The following is a 16,634-nucleotide window of genomic DNA, read 5'->3' as shown; positions in this document are numbered from 1 at the left end:
CTCTTAATCAGGCGTCATCAGCTTCTGTAAAGCGGTTGGGTAAGGAAGAGCACCATTTCCTTTATCCCTGCAAATATAAGTATTATTTCAAAAAAATAGGTTTTCAAGAATATACTTTTTGCTTATCCGGATGCTTTCGAAAATATCTTTGTCGCTGGAGTCCTGCTCAAGGAACCAATATTGCAGGCCTGCCTTTTCTTTTGCACTGAAAATCTTTTTGAAATTGATCGTTCCGTTTCCGATTTCTGTAAAATCTTTTGTGCCGGCTTTCATATCTTTCACATGCCATAGAGGAAAACGACCCGGATATTTTTCAAAATAAGCCAGCGGATCAAGTCCAGCCTTTGAAATCCAATATAAATCCAGTTCCATTTTAACCAGGTCCGAAGATGTATTTTCTAAAATAAAATCATAAACACTTTTATCATTTTCCAGCTTTTCAAATTCAAAATCATGGTTATGATAAGCAAACTGAATGCCTGCTTTTTGACTTATTTCACCGGACTTTTCAAATAATTCAGGAAGCTTTTTATAGTTTTCAACAGTTCTCTCTTCAGGAAAAAGATAAGAGCATACCATGTATTTGGAGCCGATAAAATGCAGGTCTTCCACACATTTTTCCCAACCGTACCGTAAAGTTCCCTCGTCTTTATGGATAAATCCTGTAGTATGGTGCGAGCTGATGACTTTTAAACCAGTTTGTTTAAGAACAGTCTGAAACTCAGTTCTGTTTTTTCCAAAGAATGTACCATTGTATCCATAAATTTCCAGTTCTGTAAAGCCCAAAGCAGCCAGTTTCTCCAATGCTTTTTCAAGATTATCCGAAACAGCGTCCCGTATGGTATAAAGCTGGATGGCTAAAGGTTTTTTACGGCTAATTTTGGAAATTCCACAGGAATATAAGCCCAGAAGCCCTAATGATGAAAGTGTAATGAAATCTTTTCTTTGCATGGAGTTATAAAAATGGTTTCATTTCATCCTCAATCTGAGTTCTCAGGTTCATCAGGCGTTTTGCGTATTCTTCCTGCTGTTTTTCCTCTTCGGTTTCTGGAACCCATGCCGGTACAGGGAGCTTTTTGCCGTTTTCATCTACTGCCACAAAAACAATAATACAGTGCGTCTTCTTATCAAATGTAGGCTGTTTTAAGTTCCTTGAAAAAACATTGATTGAAATATGCATGCTCGATTTTCCGGTATAAATAACCTGAGCGTCCACTTTAACCACTTCCCCGATCTTGATAGGCTCATAGAAACGGATCCCGCCCACATAAACGGTTACGGAGTAATTTCCGCTCCATGTAGTGGCGCAGGCATAACCTGCCTGATCAATCCATTTCATAACGCTTCCTCCATGTACATTTCCTCCATAATTTACATCCGAAGGTTCTGAAATAAACTGAAAAGTAATAGGCTTGTTCTGCATCTTTATAAAATTTGAATAAAGTTATTTAATAATTTCCAGAATTTTAGATTAAATCCTACTTTTGGAAGGTAAAACTTCAATGAAGAAGGAAATTTAACCCATAACAGATTTAAAAGTAACAATGAAGAAAGTATTTTATCTCAATACATGTGATACATGCAGAAAAATTTTAGCACAGTTTGACCTTAATGACTGGGAACTCCGTGAAATCAAAAAAGAACCGGTGACTAAAGAAGAATTAGCCGAAATGTATAAAAAGACGAAGTCTTATGAAGCTTTATTCAGTAAAAAATCAACACAGATCAAACTAAGAGGCCTGGATACAAAATCTCTCGAAGAGAAAGATTTTAAGGAGTTGCTGCTTGACCATTATACATTTTTGAAGCGTCCCGTTTTTCTTACCGACAATGAAATTTTTGTAGGGAACGACAAGAAAAATGTTGAGGCTTTAAGAGAATTCTTTGGTGTTGTGGAATAATTTTCTTGATTAAAATACGGTTTTTAAGATCAAAAATGCTTCGACTCCGCTCAGCATGACAATGTGAAAAAAACAGATAGTATTCGAAATGTCATGCTGAGCGGAGTCGAAGCATTTATTTTAAATTCTTTTATCTATATTTTATGATTTATTTACAATGGTTTAATTATTAAATACTTATATTTATAATAACCAAAAAAATAGTAACATGAAAAACTTTTTACGAACAAAGAATCTTAACAGATCAGCATTAAAAAAAATTAACGGAGGAATCAGACCTGTTGTCAACTGTTATACGTTGTGCGGACCGGCAGGCGGCGTTATCTCTAATACACCGGGAGTAGGTGATGCCTGTACTCCGGACAGAATACTCTGCTGTATCTGCTACTAAGTACAAAAAAGAGGCTGTAATTCACTTACAGCCTCTTTTTATATGTTTTTTCGAACAATTATACGAAAGGAGCTTTCACTACTTTTGCAGGAATGTTCTTATTTCTTACCTGAATGAAAATTTCTGATCCGAGTTTAAAATGAGGCTTATCAACATAAGCTAATCCTAAACCGATTTTCTTCATTGGAGACTGAGTTCCTGAAGTTACCTTTCCAATCACGTTTCCTTCTGCATCTACTACAGGGTAATCATGTCTTGGCACCCCTTTATCCTGAAGCTCAAAACCTACTAATTTTCTTGTAACACCTTCTTCCTTTTGTTTTGCAAATGTATCTTTAGAAACAAAATCCTTGTCAAATTTTGTGATCCATCCTAATCCTGCTTCAATAGGAGAAGTAGTATCATCGATATCGTTTCCGTAAAGGCAGAAACCTTTTTCCAGTCTTAAAGTGTCCCTTGCAGCAAGTCCGGCAGGAATAATCCCTTCCGCTTCACCTGCATTAATGATTGCATCCCAAAGCTGTTCAGCATTTTCATTGTTAAAATAGATCTCAAAACCACCGCTTCCTGTATATCCTGTATTCGAAATAATTACATTGTTTACTCCGGCAACACTTCCTACTGTAAAGCTGTAATAAGGAATCTCAGAAAGATTGGTTTCTGTAAGCTTCTGTAAGATTTCCGTAGCTCTAGGCCCCTGAACAGCTAATAATGACATCTCATCAGATGCATTAGTCATTTTAGCTCCGAAAGTATTATATTTTGATATATGATTCCAGTCCTTTTCGATATTTGACGCGTTTACCACCACAAAATATTTGTCGTCTTCCATTTTGTAAACAATAAGATCGTCCACGATTCCTCCATTTTCATTAGGAAGGCAAGAATATTGAGCTTTTCCGTTTTCCAAGGCATCTACATTGTTTGTCGTAACAAACTGTAAAAGGTCTTTAGATCCCGGTCCCTCAATAAAAAACTGTCCCATGTGTGAAACATCAAACAATCCTGCTTTTTCTCTTACGGCAAAATGTTCTTCCGTTACACCAGAATATTGTACAGGCATTTCAAAACCTGCAAAAGGTACGATTTTAGCGCCCAAAGAAACGTGTTTATCGTATAAGGCTGTTTTCTTCATATTTAATTTTTATTTCTTTATTTTAAAGCTGTTGAAAGTTTCGTTAAAAAGGTTCATATAATTTCCGTTCCAGAACTTCTGGCCACAGTTGATGGACACCAGATACAGGTTTTTATCCTTCTGGAAGGCCCTGGTGATCCAGAAAAGCTTATCTTTTTCATCAAAGTATTCATAAGAATATTCTGTATATCCTTTTCTGCCTTTGCTTTCCTTTATTTTGCTTTCCGGGTCTTCAGATTTATAAAGAGCCAGGATAAATTTTTTCATTTCTGCTTTCGGAAGATTCAGATCGTGGTATTCTGAAATGGTAATGGCTCCGATCTCATTGCCAGGGAAAATGTTGACAATATTGTTGTCATTGGTAGATTTCCAGCCTTCAGGAACATTAATCGTGTATCCGGGACTGTCATAAACTTTTGCTTTTTGGGCAAAAAACAGGCTTGCCGATAAAAAAGCGGAAACGAGTGCTATTTTTTTCATCAGTTAAAAATGGTGTTTATATTCTTCAAGGATGATTTTGAACCACTCTGTGAAATTTTCAGGAGCTTCCATCATTTCTTTATCAAGGTCTTCCATGGAAATGAATCGTACTTCTTCCACTTCATCCTGATTTAGATTGAAATCTGCTTCGTAATTTCCTACAAAAACGTGGTCGAGTTCATGTTCCCAAAGTCCGCCTCCTACATCTGCTTTATAGATAAAATTGAATTTTTCCGAAAGCTCCGTTTCGATTCCGAGTTCTTCTTTTAATCTGCGTTTAGCAGCATCAAGATAGGTTTCATTTCCTCTTGGGTGAGAGCATACTGCATTAGTCCACTGTTGGGGAGAATGGTATTTTCCCGGTGCTCTCTTTTGAAGAAGCATTTCGCCTTTGCTGTTGAACAAAAACACAGAAAATGCACGGTGCAGAAGACCGTTGATGTGAGCCTGCTGCTTTTCCATAAGGCCCAGAACTTCATCTTCGGGATTTACTAAAACTACAAATTCTTCCATTTCTACAAATGTAAGCCTAATAAATGTATTTTGAAAATTTTTGGAGAAACATCATATGATATACGGCGAGGAGCAAAGGTGAAAATATCCACAACCTGATTTCGGTCTAAAAATAATGAAGAATTGCTCTGAAAGAGAGAGCGGGAGGAAGTTGTTTTCTCAGATTTCAATAATTGTCGCTGGCTTTCTTATCTTATTAAAATTTTTTCTTTTCTTAAAACAGATGAAGTAACCCCAAAATGTTTTTTCAGAGATTTGTTTAAATGACTGCTGTCCGTAAACCCAAGGCTCCATGCAATTTCCTGGAAAGGTGCCTCCGTATATTGTATTCTGTTGACCGCTATCTGAAGCTTTGTTTTCTGAATATATTCCTTTAATGGTTCATGGGCATTTCTTTTAAAATATTCGCTGAAATACTTTTTAGAAATGTTAAACTTCTCTGAAAGATAGACAACCGATAATTTTTTTTCATCAATAATATTCTGATTGATATGCTGAATGATGTCTGCAAATTTATCATCACTTTTTTTGTATACATGATGGGATGCCGTTAATTTTGAACTTATTATGGTTAATATGGATACTAATGTATTGGCAATTAAGGTTTCCGAATACTCCGATCTCTGTTCTTTTTCGAGCTGTATGATTTCAAATAACCTCTTTACCTGGCGTTTGTCTTTTTCGTCATTGAAATAGAGACCCGTATTGAAATCATAAAATCCAATAATATAATTAAGCTTACTGTACCATTGTAAATAATCTATAGAGGTGTTTTTAAGGTTTTTGAAATAATGTTCCGTAAACCGGATAAAGAAAAAAGTAGTAGGCTCCGAAATTTTGTAAGCATGGCATTTAGAGTGGGGCAAAAGGAAAAAATCATTTTTTTCATAGGCTTTAGTTTGGTATTCTATACTTTGAGTTCCTTTCCCCTCCAGGATAAATACCAGTTCGAAAAAACTGTTTTTGCGGAATCTGTCTTTCCATTCAGTAAGTTCGGCTGTTTCGATTTCAATAAGTTCTTGAATATGGTCCATGCTTCTGCCAGGCTTGATACGGCAAAATTAGATCTTTTATTTTTACTTATTTATCCAATTTTTATACTCTTTCAGAAGCAGCTGTACTTCTAACTTTGTCAAAAAAAGAAATGGATTATAAAGAGATTTCAAAAAAAACGGTAGGCTATCTGTATCAGGCTCACTCAAGCATTAGAACTTCAGAAATGGACAATACACTCATTGCCTTGGCTGAATTAAGAATATCCCAGTTGAACGGATGTTCCTATTGCTGCAGTTTTCATGCTAATGAATTAAGAGAAATGGGAATGGAATTATCTTTAATAGATAAAATACCGGGGTACAAACACTCTGTTTCATTTAGTCCGAAGCAGGTTTTGGTACTAAGATGGGCGGATGCTGTGACAGGCCTGACCGAAGACATAGAGGTCTTACTTGAAGAATTAAAAAAAGAGTTCTCAGAAAAAGAGATTGTAGAACTCACTTCCAGCATTTCCTTAATGAACGCTTTGAACCGTTTGCGGATTAGTCTGGGAGATAAGTTTTAAGCATGTCATTTTTTATTTCAGGTTATCTTAACATTAAAAACAGAATAAAATTAACTACAGCTAGATTAATGACAAAGTATTGTTAATTTTATTCATTAAATAGCATTTTTTACAGTGTATTTTCAATATATACCAAATTTGATATTGAGCTTCGAGGTAAAAGCCGTAACTTTGCATTTCAAATTTTAATGATGGAGTTAGAATATAAAGAGCATATAAGTCCTATTTTGAAGGACGGGGTAAAAAATTACTTAATAGATATCGACGGTACCATTACAGATGATGTCCCGAATGAAGAACCTGAAAGAATGGTTACCTGCGAACCTTATCCTGATGCACTTGAAACCATCAACAAATGGTATGACGAGGGACATCAGATTTGTTTTTTCACTTCAAGAACGGAAAACCTGAAACAGATCACCATCGACTGGCTGGATAAGAATGGCTTCAAGTACCACAGTGTACTCTGCGGAAAACCAAGAGGAGGAAACTATCACTGGATAGACAACCACCTGGTAAGAGCTACAAGATACAAAGGCAGATTCACAGACCTTGTAGAAAAGCAGGTTACCATTGAAGTTTTCAAAGAAGATTAGAAAACATATACAGAGATTTAAAAATTGAATGACAAAAAGTGTACCCACTGAAATTCTTTAATTTTTAAATCTCTTCACTTTTAATATCAATTGTATTTATGAAAGTTTTAGCAAACGACGGTCTGGACCAATCTGGAATTGATGCTCTGGCTGAGAAAGGTTTTGAAGTGATCACTGCAAAAGTCCCGCAGGAGTTTTTGGTAGATTACATTAATGAGCATAAGATCCGTGCCCTGCTGGTAAGAAGTGCCACACAGGTAAGAAAAGATATTATTGACGGATGCCCGTCTATTGAAATTATCGGTAGAGGCGGTGTAGGAATGGATAATATTGATGTGGATTATGCAAGAGAAAAAGGAATTCATGTGATCAATACTCCTTCTGCTTCCTCAGAATCGGTTGCTGAGCTTGTTTTTGCCCATTTATTTTCCGGAGCGAGATTCCTTCAGGATTCAAACAGAAAAATGCCCTTAGTAGGAGATACGGAATTTGCGAGTCTTAAAAAAGCATATACTGCCGGTATCGAATTAAGAGGAAAAACTATCGGTATCGTTGGAATGGGAAGAATAGGACAGGAGGTTGCCAGAATTGCCCTGGGATTAGGCATGAGGGTGATTGCGGCAGATAATAATGTAGGAAAAGCAAGCATAAAAGTGAAATTCTACAACAACCAGTTCATCAATGTAGATATAGAAACTGAACCGCTTCAGGATGTCCTGAAACATTCAGATTTCATTACCTTGCACGTTCCGGCTCAGAAAGATGGATATATGATCGGGAAAAATGAGTTTGATATTATGAAAGACGGTGTTGCTATTGTAAACTGCTCAAGAGGCGGTGTTATTGACGAATCAGCCTTAATTACTGCATTAGATTCAGGGAAAGTGAAATTTGCAGGGCTGGATGTTTTCATCAATGAGCCTACACCTTCCAAGGAAATATTGAATCATTCAAAGATCTCTCTGACTCCACATACCGGTGCTTCTACCTTAGAAGCTCAGGACAGGATCGGGCTTTCCTTAGCGGAACAGATTTCAAGTATTTTACAGATTCAGTAATCAACAATAACTGAACTAACCAGATAAAAAAAGCACCTCAATTTGAGGTGCTTTTTATTTATATATTGTTTTTGCTTTTCAGAAGATCCCTGATCTCTGTCAACAGTTGTTGATCAGCAGTAGGTCCTGCCGGAGCAGCCTCTTCTCTTTTAACAACCTTGTTGGCGCCTTTGATGATCCAGAACAGTACCATAGCGATACATAGAAAGCTGATTACGGCAGAAATAAAATTACCGTAAGTAACCCCATTCCATGAAAGCTTTGAGATATTTTCTGCTCCTGCGGCTTTCAGTGCCGGATTCAGTAAAAGCGGAGTAATGACATCTTCTACCAGAGAGGAAACAATTTTCCCGAATGCTCCACCAATGATCACACCGACAGCCAAATCAAGTACATTGCCCTTAAAAGCAAAATCTCTAAATTCTTTAACAAATCCCATAATTTATATTTTTTTAATTAGTATACACACAAAAATAGAATTAAAAAACGTAAAAAACAGTACTTTTTTAGAGTTTTTTGCACCATAATCATTGAATTAAGACTAGAATTAATTGGCTTTTAGTGAATTCGTTATTTTGATTAATATTTTATTTTTGCAGTAATTACTGTAAGCTGTAAAAGAAATCTTTTGTAATTTGGTTAAAATTTGCACCATCTTATGAAAATTTTCACTGCAGAACAAATACGCCAATGGGATCGGTTCACGATTTCGAATGAACCTGTTTCGTCCATACAGCTTATGGAAAGAGCTGCAGAAGCATTAGCCGGCTGGATCTCCGAAAACTGTAAAAATCACAAAAAAATGGCCATATTCTGTGGCAATGGCAATAATGGTGGCGACGGATTGGCTCTGGCAAGAATACTTTATATGAAAGGTTTTGATGCGGATATTTTCGTACAAAATCCTAAGGGAAAATTTTCTGATGATGCTTCGGTGAATCTAAAAAGGTTGCGGGATTTTTCCGGGATCTCAGTCAGAGAATTTAAAGAAGCCGCTCAGTATAATTTCGACGACAGAACTGTTATTATTGATGCTCTGTTTGGTACAGGATTATCGCGGCCTCTGGAAGGCGTTGGCAAGCAGGTAGTCGAAATATTAAACGAAAAAAACTGTATTAAGATTTCCATTGATATTCCCTCCGGGCTGCCTGCTGATGGTATATTTGAAAAAGATCCGGTTATATTTAAAGCTGATTATACGTTAAGCTTCCAATGTTGGAAAAAAAGCTTTCTTCATCCTGAAACAGGTAAGTATGCAGGACAAGTAATCATTCTGGATATAGGATTGCACCCGGAATATTTAGAATCAGAAGTTGCTGAAAATTTTGTTATTGATGAAAAGCTTACCCATAGAATTTTTAAACCCAGAGAAGATTTTTCCCATAAAGGAACTTACGGGAAAGTGGCAGTTGTGGGAGGAAGTTACGGGAAGTTAGGTGCTGCAGTATTAGCTACCAGATCTGCTCTGAAAACTGGTGCCGGGCTTACCTTTACCCTTGCTCCGAAATGCGGTTATGAAATTCTGCAGATCTCATGTCCTGAAGCCATGTTTATAGAAGGAGGAAATGAGCAGATAGAAGATTTCAAACCGGAAAGTGATGTCGTTTATGCAATCGGGCCTGGCTTGGGAACTCATGAAAAAACCGCAAAAGGCTTGCTGGAATTTTTAAAAGGATATAATGACCCTTTGATTTTGGATGCAGATGCACTGAATATTATTTCAAAAGATCATAAAAATCTAAAGCTAATTCCTCAAAAATCTCTTATAACACCACATCCGAAAGAATTTGAAAGGTTGTTCGGAAGCACACAAAACTCTTTTGAGAGGTTGAAGCTTGCCAGCGAAAAAGCAAAAGAATTCAATTTTTATATTGTCTTGAAAGACCATCATACCCAGGTTGTTACCCCGGAAGGAAACGTTTTCTATAATATCAACGGGAATGCAGGACTTGCAAAAGGTGGCAGTGGGGATATTCTTACAGGTATTCTGGCTTCACTGCTTGCTCAGGGATATTCCGAGAAAAATGCATGCATTTTAGGAGTCTGGCTTCATGGAAGAGCCGCCGACCTGGCTGCCGGAAAATATTCCAAAGAATCTATGCTGCCTACGGATGTGATCAATACATTCGGAGATGTTTTCCAGGAGTTAAATAAAATAACCCGGATCAGGCTGTGATAGACAGGCGGTTTGCTATTGTTGTCAGATTAATTATAGATTAAAAAAGGCAAATTCGCTTATCTGCAAATTTGCCCTTTCATATTTTATTATTACTCCGGTTTCTCGTTTTCTGCCTGAGTGATCTTGAATTTTTTTGAAATAATCATGATAACAACCCCGGCAATCATAAACGGAATGGAAAGTACCTGTCCCGTATTCAGTCCTCCAATTTGGATGAATTCGTCTCCCTGAGGCTCCTTCAGGAATTCTACAAAGAATCTTACAGCCCAAAGGATAATAAAGAACAGTCCGAATAGCCATCCCTGCTGATATTTTTTGTTTGTTTTTCTGTATAATATCCATAACAATAGGAACAGTAGAAAATATCCGACTGCTTCAAGAAGCTGACCGGGATAACGGGGAACCGTAGGACCATATTCACTGCTTTGCTGTGGGAAAAGAATAGCAAGAGGAGAATTGGGATCAACTGCTTTTCCTACAATCTCCGAATTGAAAAAATTTCCTATTCTTACAAATGCACCTCCCAAAGCAACCACAATTCCAATTCGGTCATATACCCAGAATGGATTCTTCTTGATTATTTTAAATGAATAATATAAAGTAGTGAAAATCAAAGCTATTGTTGCTCCATGGCTTGCGAGTCCGGAGAATCCTGTAAACTTAAACCCGTTTTTAGTGCTTATCGGTAAAAATACGCTCCAGAAATCCTCTTTGAACAGCTCCGGCTGATAGAAAATAACATGGCCTAATCTGGCTCCCAAAATAGTTCCGATCAGGGTCCATGTGAAAAGCGGTTCCAGGTATTTCTGGTTAACATTATCGATTTTGAATATTCTTAACATTAAAATATACCCAAAACCAAAGGCAAAAACGAACATTAAGCTGTAAAAATGAAGGGTAACCGGACCAAGCTGGATGCCTTTTGAAGGGTCCCATATTTTGAAAGCCGTTTCCAAAGCTACACTGTCGGTTCCGTTAATTGGTTTTGCTGTTTTTACAGCATATTTGAATTTGGTGATATTATCCTGGGTGGCAGGGCTGTCAATAAGTTTAAAATCTTTATCAAAAAGCTGGTAGTGCAAACTTTTATACTTTTCTAAAGTTGTAGCACTGTAATTAAAGTATGCAGGTTCAAAATTGGACTCGTTCAGAATGACCAGGATATTGCTGTCTGTAGCTTTTTCCGGGAAAGCATTAAGATCATCTACTTCGGTAGTGGAATAAATCTTTACCGGGACATTGCCTCCGTTTACTTTCAGAGTTCCGTCAGATAATCCTCCGGGATATTGCTGGGCAAACGCAGATTGTGTGATGAATGCAAATACGATGAGGTAAATTCTGAAAAATAGATTACTCATTTCTATTAATTTAATAGTTTGTTATTGATTTAATTTTTTCGGAGGAACAGGGTCGTAGCCGCTGCCTCCCCACGGATGGCATTTTGAAATTCTTTTAACACCCAGCCAAAGCCCTTTAAAAATACCGTGTACCTGAAGGGATTCTACCATATAATGAGAACAGGTAGGTTCGTAGCGGCAGTTTTTGGGAAGCAGGGGCGAAATAAACCATTGGTAAAATTTTATCAAAATTACCAAAGGAAAACTGATGATTTTATTGAATGTAAGTTTCAAAACAATGCAAAAATAGGGTAAAAAAATTAAAATTAGTTTAATTTTGTTATAAGTTTCAGAGACTAAAAACCTGAATCTGTTATCCTAAAAATAAATTATCTTGAGCCAAAATATTCCATTAGCCGAAAAGTTAAGACCCAAAAACCTGGACGAAGTTCTAGGGCAGGAGCATCTTACCGGTGAAAAAGGTACGATCAGAAAGATGATCGAAAATAATGCACTGAATTCCCTGATTCTCTGGGGGCCTCCGGGCACCGGAAAAACAACCCTGGCTGAAATTATTTCTGAAAAATCAGGCAGGAAATTCTATAAGCTCTCCGCAGTTTCTTCGGGAGTAAAAGATGTACGGGATGTGATAGAAGATGCTAAAAAACAAAACCTGTTTTCAGGAAAATCTCCCATTTTATTCATAGATGAGATCCACAGGTTCAATAAATCCCAGCAGGATTCATTATTGCATGCTGTTGAGAAAGGATGGATCGTATTGATTGGTGCCACTACAGAAAATCCAAGCTTTGAGGTGGTATCCGCACTTTTATCAAGAAGCCAGGTGTATATTCTGAAGGCCTTAAGCTATGAAAAGCTTGAAGAATTAGCAGATACTGCTACCCAGCGATTCAATAAGGATGAAGGAACTTCTTTTAAGATTGCTGAAAAAGGAGCATTTATTCAGTATTCAGGCGGTGATGCCAGAAAACTGATCAATTCTGTTGAACTTGTTCTGAATCAATATGTGAATTCAGATAAAGAAGAGATCAATAATTCAGATGTTCTGGACATTCTGCAGGAAACGATGGCACTCTATGACAAAAACGGTGAGCAGCATTATGATATCATCTCTGCTTTTATAAAATCTATGCGGGGAGGTGACCCGAATGGCGCTGTCTATTGGCTGGCAAGGATGATTGCAGGAGGTGAGGATATCAAATTTATTGCCCGCAGAATGCTTATTCTTGCGGCAGAAGATATTGGACTGGCCAATCCAAACGCTCTAGTGATTGCCAACAATTGCTTTCAGGCTGTTAATGTTATTGGAAATCCTGAATCAAGGATCATTTTAAGCGAAACGGCAGTTTATTTGGCTGTTTCTCCTAAAAGCAATTCAACATATATGGCCATTAATGAAGCATTAGCTCTCGTAAAACAGACTGGAAACCTGCCGGTGCCTTTACATCTTAGAAATGCACCCACCAAGCTGATGAAAGACCTAGATTATGGTAAAGAATATAAATATGCCCATTCCTACGAAGGAAATTTTGTAGAGCAGGATTTTCTGCCCGAGGAAATTAAAGATGTAAAACTTTACCAGCCGGGAAACAATGCTACAGAAAAAAAAATCTATGAGGAGCTTAAGAAAAAATGGAATAACAGATATTAAAGTAAAGGGTATGTTCATGTGCTTGTCTTTAGTGAGGTTTCCGAATGCTGCTTAACTGCTGGCAATAAGGCTGTCAGTTCCAAATAAGGGTGTTTATTTTATCCATCCTAAATAAATAGAAACAGGCATTATGGCTAGAGTTGAAGATATTATTATTGCAAAGCCATAGGAAAATTTCAGAATCAAGGGATTGTATTTTTCATGACTGATCCCTATAGAACGGAATGCGCTTTGAAAGCCATGTAATAAATGCCAGCCAAGGGATAAGCATCCTATCAGATAAATCACTACTTCAAATGGATTTTGAAATTTTTCAATAATCATTTCATATAACGGAAGCTCTTCTCCATATTGAAACTGATGAATTCGGTTAGGAATCCAAAAGTTTTGTGTATGAATAATTAAGAATAGCAGGATCAAAGTGCCCAGTAAAGTCATGCTTTTGCTATACCATTTAACTCCGGGCGTATTGTCTTTATAACTATAGCCAATTGACCGGGCTTTTCTGTTCTTTCTCCACAGAACAAGTCCCTGAGCTATATGAATTATAAAGCCAAAGATCAGAATAATTTCAATAGTTCGGATGATAGGGTTTGTAGCCATAAAATGTGCCCCAATAGTAAATGTCTTACCATTATCGTTACAGAAAATGAGCGCATTTACTGAGGCGTGTACAATAAGAAAACTTATTAGAAATAAGCCGCTTAATGCCATTAGGATTTTCCTGCCTATAGAACTTTTAAATATACCTTTTAACATAGTGATTAATTTTATAGTATAATATTTTGACTTCTATCAAAGTCTGTCAAATTCACTTCTCCCAGCATCTCTCTCAATTCGGCTTCTAATTGAAAGCTAATTTGAGATATGGGAACATCATTGGCGCCTCCTTCAAATGGATTCTCAGTATTTTCACCTACTTGCGCTATAGAAGAATACAACCAGGAAATTAAGAAACTGAAAGGAATGATCAGCCAAATCATATTCCCTTTCATAATTCCGCTAACACTTTCATTTAGCTTGTTAAAATCTGCCAGCAATCCATATGGCAATAGGAATGAAAACGATTGAATTAACAGATTATTAATAATATTATACTGGCGGGGAAATGGTGAATTTTTTATCTGCTCACTTTTTCCCTGCAGATTGTAAAACTCTTTAATTGATTTTTCCATATCAACAAATTGTGTCACATTAATCTCCTGTTTTTCGTAAAGAGATTTCAGGGTCTTACTTTGCAGACTCAAAATTTGAGTTGAAATATTTTTTGCTTTGAGAACATTCTGAAGCTCTGCAGGCGCCAGGTATTTAGCCAGCTCTTCTTTAAGGGTTGTATCGTGCTCAGGAATCGTAAATCGTTTACGATATTCTACATTATTTTTTTTATTTGTTGATTCCCATCTTTTAGGTTCCCTCATGCTATAGCGTAAGGCAGTAACCCAGGCTATATGAGTATAAATAAGAGATTTTGAAATTTCACTATTATCCTGTAAATAATCCTGACTTACCAAACCCCAGGAACGACTATTTGATACAATAGAAGTCCATACATTTAGAGCTTCTAAAGACCGGCTATAACTCAGGTTATTTTTGAATCCTAAAATAAATGCGGTAGCAGTTCCCAGCATGGCAATGACAGACCAGGGAATTGCTACCCATTGTAGTCCGAATATATGATACAGGCATATGGGAATAAAACCTAACAGGAGCAGGGTGTAAATTTTTCCTTTAGTCCATGTCACAAATTCAATGAGGGTATATGATTTACCGATATACATTTTCTATTACTATTTGCTAAAATCGCAGGTTTAAAATAACCTACGATTTTAATTGTTACTTCAGATTGATACATTGATACAAAAGACTTTTATCTGTAGCCAATATCAACGTTTGTTTTCAGGTTTGGCAATCCAGGCCGCATATTCCGTAGTTCCCAAATACACCGGATTCTCCGGAGTAAGCGTTGTCTTTTTCAGTATTGCACCTGAATAGGGTGCATTAACATCTGTTTCAACTTCCAAAGACTTTTGGGTTGACAGGATGTATTGTTTTATCCACTCATCTATTTGGAATCGTTCAGGCCCACCTATTTCAAGAGTTTTATTGGCTGGTTTTTCTGTTGCTACCTTGGCAAGAAATGCTGCAACTTCGGCACTTGCAATAGGTTGAATAAATGCATCCGAAAGTTTTACCTTTCCTTCTGATGTACTTGTTGCCACAATACCACCTGCAAACTCAAAAAACTGAGTAGCGTGTACAATAGTAAAAGGGACGCCGGATTCTTTAATTAAATTCTCCTGAACTTGCTTGGCACGAAAATATCCGCTTTCTTGTAATTGATCAGTTCCAACAACAGACAAGGCAATGTGATGTTGTACACCGGCTCTCTTTTCTGCCGGAAGTAAATTTTGATTTGAGGTTTTGAAGAAATTCATAACCGGTTCATCATCAAATGATGGTGAGTTGGAAACATCAATGACAATGTTTGCATCTTTAAGAGCGTCTTCAAGGCCCTCTCCGGTAATCGTGTTTACTCCCGTATTGGGTGAAGCAGCAATTACTTCATGATCGTTTTTTAACATGTTTACTACCTGGCTGCCGATAAGTCCGGTACCTCCAATGATTACAATTTTCATTTTTATTTTTGTTTATAGTTGTTAATAAAGCAAAATTGAGAATAAAAAAATCCTAAAAACTTAAACCAGTTTAAGTTTTTACAGAGGCACTATATTCATCTTTGTATTGTAATAGTCATTGGGCTATTTGAATCATTTTCTAAAAATTTAAAAATGGATAGCAAAAAATTAATTGAACTGACAAAACAACTTATTTATGAGGCAACACATTTTAATGTCCCTTATGTAAAGCAGATTTATGCGGATAATTTACTCATTGTCAAAGTTGATAGAAATGGAGTAGTGGATACTATGAACAAAGAAAAACTTGTTGGTTTTGTTCAGGGAAATAGTGATGCCAAAGCTACACCATTCTCCACTAAAGCTGAATTTCATTACGCTGTATGTGATGGAAATATGGGAATGGTAGTGATGACTCGCGATTTGGAAATTAAACGGAAAGTCAGATCCTAAATTTTTTACACTGATCTGGGAATACTCATCTGAAAGATGGCAGGTGGTCAAAGAATCTTGTGTTACACTTAATTAAAGGCGGCTTTCAAAGCTGGTTCTTAAACCAGTATGGTTATGGTAAAATAACAAGGAAGGTTGAGAAATCAACCTTCCTTATTTAGAATGAAAGTTATTGTTGACTTAGCAAATTACTTTGTACAACAGCCAACTTAAAGTATCTTTTTTATAAGTTTTATCTTACGTTTCGTTTATTTTATACCACTTGTGGTTAGGAAAACGGTTTTCTTTCCGTTATGGTCTTTAACTTCTACATTGCCCATGATGTCACCATAGATCTTTGTATTAGTGTCGGAAAACTCATAACCCTCAATAAAAACTGGTGTGTTTTCAGGCAGTTCGTACTGTGAGTTTAGCTGAGCTAAAGATATTACATCCAAGCCGTCATGGCCGTTTTTTATTTTAAATTCCGTCAAACCTTTTTCTGCAATGAAGCTGTATTTTTTTAAACCCTGTGGAAGTCCTGAAGGACCTTTATAGACATTAGAACTCTGAACAATAGCTTTTCTTGCATTGAACATACCTACTGTTCCGACAACATCATTGGCAACGGCAAACTTTATAGAAGGGTTTTTCTGAGCAGATAATGCTACAGATGATAATATTAAAAAAGAATAGAGTATTTTTTTCATAACCAGAATATGTATAACTATTAAAAACTTGAT

Annotated in this window: 21 protein-coding genes and 1 riboswitch; of the genes, 8 read left to right on the top strand and 13 right to left on the bottom strand. The window is 36.7% G+C overall.

What is annotated here, in order from left to right; translation table 11 throughout:
- Position 1: 1 nt before the first annotated feature.
- Positions 2-69, bottom strand: a riboswitch (Fluoride riboswitch).
- Positions 70-87: 18 nt separating this feature from the next.
- On the bottom strand, positions 88-951 hold the full coding sequence (locus ACMGDK_RS05120) for a sugar phosphate isomerase/epimerase family protein (RefSeq protein WP_436806936.1): 864 nt from the start codon (positions 949-951) through the stop codon (positions 88-90).
- 4 nt (positions 952-955) lie between these two features.
- A complete protein-coding gene (locus ACMGDK_RS05115; RefSeq protein WP_111957755.1) occupies positions 956-1,423 on the bottom strand; it encodes an acyl-CoA thioesterase in 468 nt (155 codons plus the stop codon).
- A 121-nt stretch (positions 1,424-1,544) separates the two neighbouring features.
- On the opposite strand from ACMGDK_RS05115, the gene ACMGDK_RS05110 reads away from it, so the two are divergent.
- Positions 1,545-1,901 carry an arsenate reductase family protein gene (locus ACMGDK_RS05110; protein WP_436806935.1) on the top strand — a complete coding sequence of 119 codons (357 nt, stop codon included), beginning with the start codon at positions 1,545-1,547 and terminating at the stop codon, positions 1,899-1,901.
- A 208-nt stretch (positions 1,902-2,109) separates the two neighbouring features.
- Positions 2,110-2,292 carry a hypothetical protein gene (locus ACMGDK_RS05105; RefSeq protein ID WP_306845688.1) on the top strand — a complete coding sequence of 61 codons (183 nt, stop codon included), beginning with the start codon at positions 2,110-2,112 and terminating at the stop codon, positions 2,290-2,292.
- A gap of 58 nt (positions 2,293-2,350) precedes the next feature.
- Here ACMGDK_RS05105 and gcvT read toward each other — a convergent pair whose 3' ends face one another.
- The 4 genes from gcvT to ACMGDK_RS05085 all read right to left on the bottom strand — a co-directional run bounded on the left by gcvT (position 2,351) and on the right by ACMGDK_RS05085 (position 5,454).
- Positions 2,351-3,427, bottom strand: a complete 1,077-nt coding sequence (gcvT, locus tag ACMGDK_RS05100; RefSeq protein WP_436806934.1) for a glycine cleavage system aminomethyltransferase GcvT — start codon at positions 3,425-3,427, stop codon at positions 2,351-2,353.
- Positions 3,428-3,436: 9 nt separating this feature from the next.
- Entirely contained in the window at positions 3,437-3,907 is a 471-nt protein-coding gene (locus tag ACMGDK_RS05095; RefSeq protein ID WP_436806933.1) for a hypothetical protein, read from the bottom strand.
- 3 nt (positions 3,908-3,910) lie between these two features.
- A complete protein-coding gene (gene idi / locus ACMGDK_RS05090) occupies positions 3,911-4,420 on the bottom strand; it encodes an isopentenyl-diphosphate Delta-isomerase (RefSeq protein ID WP_436806932.1) in 510 nt (169 codons plus the stop codon).
- Between the two features lie 188 nt (positions 4,421-4,608).
- The gene (locus ACMGDK_RS05085; RefSeq protein ID WP_436806931.1) at positions 4,609-5,454 is read right to left on the bottom strand and encodes an AraC family transcriptional regulator; all 846 of its coding nucleotides are present in this window, start codon (positions 5,452-5,454) and stop codon (positions 4,609-4,611) included.
- Between the two features lie 110 nt (positions 5,455-5,564).
- Here ACMGDK_RS05085 and ACMGDK_RS05080 point away from each other — a divergent pair, with 110 nt between their 5' ends.
- From ACMGDK_RS05080 to ACMGDK_RS05070, 3 genes are all read left to right on the top strand, one after another.
- A complete protein-coding gene (locus ACMGDK_RS05080; RefSeq protein ID WP_436806930.1) occupies positions 5,565-5,981 on the top strand; it encodes a carboxymuconolactone decarboxylase family protein in 417 nt (138 codons plus the stop codon).
- Positions 5,982-6,172: 191 nt separating this feature from the next.
- Positions 6,173-6,577, top strand: coding sequence for an LNS2 domain-containing protein (locus ACMGDK_RS05075; protein ID WP_111957741.1), 405 nt, complete (start codon positions 6,173-6,175; stop codon positions 6,575-6,577).
- Between the two features lie 98 nt (positions 6,578-6,675).
- On the top strand, positions 6,676-7,635 hold the full coding sequence (locus tag ACMGDK_RS05070) for a D-2-hydroxyacid dehydrogenase (protein ID WP_436806929.1): 960 nt from the start codon (positions 6,676-6,678) through the stop codon (positions 7,633-7,635).
- 58 nt (positions 7,636-7,693) lie between these two features.
- Here the strand turns inward: ACMGDK_RS05070 and mscL are convergent, their stop codons facing one another.
- The gene (gene mscL, locus ACMGDK_RS05065) at positions 7,694-8,074 is read right to left on the bottom strand and encodes a large conductance mechanosensitive channel protein MscL (protein ID WP_436806928.1); all 381 of its coding nucleotides are present in this window, start codon (positions 8,072-8,074) and stop codon (positions 7,694-7,696) included.
- A gap of 219 nt (positions 8,075-8,293) precedes the next feature.
- Between mscL and ACMGDK_RS05060 the strand changes: the two genes are divergently transcribed.
- Positions 8,294-9,811, top strand: a complete 1,518-nt coding sequence (locus ACMGDK_RS05060; protein WP_436806927.1) for an NAD(P)H-hydrate dehydratase — start codon at positions 8,294-8,296, stop codon at positions 9,809-9,811.
- 92 nt (positions 9,812-9,903) lie between these two features.
- Here ACMGDK_RS05060 and lgt read toward each other — a convergent pair whose 3' ends face one another.
- Positions 9,904-10,770, bottom strand: a complete 867-nt coding sequence (gene lgt / locus ACMGDK_RS05055; protein WP_436807253.1) for a prolipoprotein diacylglyceryl transferase — start codon at positions 10,768-10,770, stop codon at positions 9,904-9,906.
- 423 nt (positions 10,771-11,193) lie between these two features.
- Positions 11,194-11,445, bottom strand: a complete 252-nt coding sequence (gene yidD / locus ACMGDK_RS05050) for a membrane protein insertion efficiency factor YidD (protein WP_426047219.1) — start codon at positions 11,443-11,445, stop codon at positions 11,194-11,196.
- 100 nt (positions 11,446-11,545) lie between these two features.
- Here yidD and ACMGDK_RS05045 point away from each other — a divergent pair, with 100 nt between their 5' ends.
- Positions 11,546-12,823, top strand: coding sequence for a replication-associated recombination protein A (locus ACMGDK_RS05045; RefSeq protein ID WP_436806926.1), 1,278 nt, complete (start codon positions 11,546-11,548; stop codon positions 12,821-12,823).
- Positions 12,824-12,916: 93 nt separating this feature from the next.
- Here the strand turns inward: ACMGDK_RS05045 and ACMGDK_RS05040 are convergent, their stop codons facing one another.
- From ACMGDK_RS05040 to ACMGDK_RS05030, 3 genes are all read right to left on the bottom strand, one after another.
- Positions 12,917-13,582, bottom strand: a complete 666-nt coding sequence (locus ACMGDK_RS05040; protein ID WP_436806925.1) for a succinate dehydrogenase cytochrome b subunit — start codon at positions 13,580-13,582, stop codon at positions 12,917-12,919.
- An 11-nt stretch (positions 13,583-13,593) separates the two neighbouring features.
- Complete coding sequence (locus ACMGDK_RS05035) at positions 13,594-14,601, bottom strand: bestrophin family protein (RefSeq protein WP_436806924.1); 1,008 nt, start codon at positions 14,599-14,601, stop codon at positions 13,594-13,596.
- 105 nt (positions 14,602-14,706) lie between these two features.
- The gene (locus tag ACMGDK_RS05030) at positions 14,707-15,459 is read right to left on the bottom strand and encodes an SDR family oxidoreductase (protein ID WP_436806923.1); all 753 of its coding nucleotides are present in this window, start codon (positions 15,457-15,459) and stop codon (positions 14,707-14,709) included.
- 153 nt (positions 15,460-15,612) lie between these two features.
- Here ACMGDK_RS05030 and ACMGDK_RS05025 point away from each other — a divergent pair, with 153 nt between their 5' ends.
- Positions 15,613-15,912 (top strand): hypothetical protein, encoded by a 300-nt coding sequence (locus ACMGDK_RS05025; RefSeq protein WP_436806922.1) that lies wholly within the window; start codon positions 15,613-15,615, stop codon positions 15,910-15,912.
- Between the two features lie 248 nt (positions 15,913-16,160).
- Here ACMGDK_RS05025 and ACMGDK_RS05020 read toward each other — a convergent pair whose 3' ends face one another.
- Positions 16,161-16,601, bottom strand: coding sequence for a hypothetical protein (locus ACMGDK_RS05020; RefSeq protein ID WP_436806921.1), 441 nt, complete (start codon positions 16,599-16,601; stop codon positions 16,161-16,163).
- Positions 16,602-16,634: the final 33 nt, after the last annotated feature.

The organism is Chryseobacterium hilariae (genome assembly GCF_051400735.1).
In the GTDB taxonomy this organism is placed as follows: Bacteria; Bacteroidota; Bacteroidia; order Flavobacteriales; family Weeksellaceae; genus Chryseobacterium.
This window is presented reverse-complemented; position numbering and strand designations above follow the sequence as displayed.

Bases quoted from the DNA above. Each gene is read 5' to 3' on its own strand.
- mscL (WP_436806928.1), bottom strand. From the start codon at position 8,074: ATGGGATTTGTTAAAGAATTTAGAGATTTTGCTTTTAAGGGCAATGTA.
- ACMGDK_RS05115 (WP_111957755.1), bottom strand. From the start codon at position 1,423: ATGCAGAACAAGCCTATTACTTTTCAGTTTATTTCAGAACCTTCGGAT.
- ACMGDK_RS05085 (WP_436806931.1), bottom strand. From the start codon at position 5,454: ATGGACCATATTCAAGAACTTATTGAAATCGAAACAGCCGAACTTACT.
- ACMGDK_RS05040 (WP_436806925.1), bottom strand. From the start codon at position 13,582: ATGTTAAAAGGTATATTTAAAAGTTCTATAGGCAGGAAAATCCTAATG.
- ACMGDK_RS05020 (WP_436806921.1), bottom strand. From the start codon at position 16,601: ATGAAAAAAATACTCTATTCTTTTTTAATATTATCATCTGTAGCATTA.
- ACMGDK_RS05105 (WP_306845688.1), top strand. From the start codon at position 2,110: ATGAAAAACTTTTTACGAACAAAGAATCTTAACAGATCAGCATTAAAA.
- ACMGDK_RS05095 (WP_436806933.1), bottom strand. From the start codon at position 3,907: ATGAAAAAAATAGCACTCGTTTCCGCTTTTTTATCGGCAAGCCTGTTT.
- ACMGDK_RS05110 (WP_436806935.1), top strand. From the start codon at position 1,545: ATGAAGAAAGTATTTTATCTCAATACATGTGATACATGCAGAAAAATT.
- gcvT (WP_436806934.1), bottom strand. From the start codon at position 3,427: ATGAAGAAAACAGCCTTATACGATAAACACGTTTCTTTGGGCGCTAAA.
- ACMGDK_RS05120 (WP_436806936.1), bottom strand. From the start codon at position 951: ATGCAAAGAAAAGATTTCATTACACTTTCATCATTAGGGCTTCTGGGC.
- idi (WP_436806932.1), bottom strand. From the start codon at position 4,420: ATGGAAGAATTTGTAGTTTTAGTAAATCCCGAAGATGAAGTTCTGGGC.
- ACMGDK_RS05080 (WP_436806930.1), top strand. From the start codon at position 5,565: ATGGATTATAAAGAGATTTCAAAAAAAACGGTAGGCTATCTGTATCAG.
- ACMGDK_RS05030 (WP_436806923.1), bottom strand. From the start codon at position 15,459: ATGAAAATTGTAATCATTGGAGGTACCGGACTTATCGGCAGCCAGGTA.
- ACMGDK_RS05075 (WP_111957741.1), top strand. From the start codon at position 6,173: ATGGAGTTAGAATATAAAGAGCATATAAGTCCTATTTTGAAGGACGGG.
- ACMGDK_RS05060 (WP_436806927.1), top strand. From the start codon at position 8,294: ATGAAAATTTTCACTGCAGAACAAATACGCCAATGGGATCGGTTCACG.
- ACMGDK_RS05025 (WP_436806922.1), top strand. From the start codon at position 15,613: ATGGATAGCAAAAAATTAATTGAACTGACAAAACAACTTATTTATGAG.
- ACMGDK_RS05035 (WP_436806924.1), bottom strand. From the start codon at position 14,601: ATGTATATCGGTAAATCATATACCCTCATTGAATTTGTGACATGGACT.
- ACMGDK_RS05070 (WP_436806929.1), top strand. From the start codon at position 6,676: ATGAAAGTTTTAGCAAACGACGGTCTGGACCAATCTGGAATTGATGCT.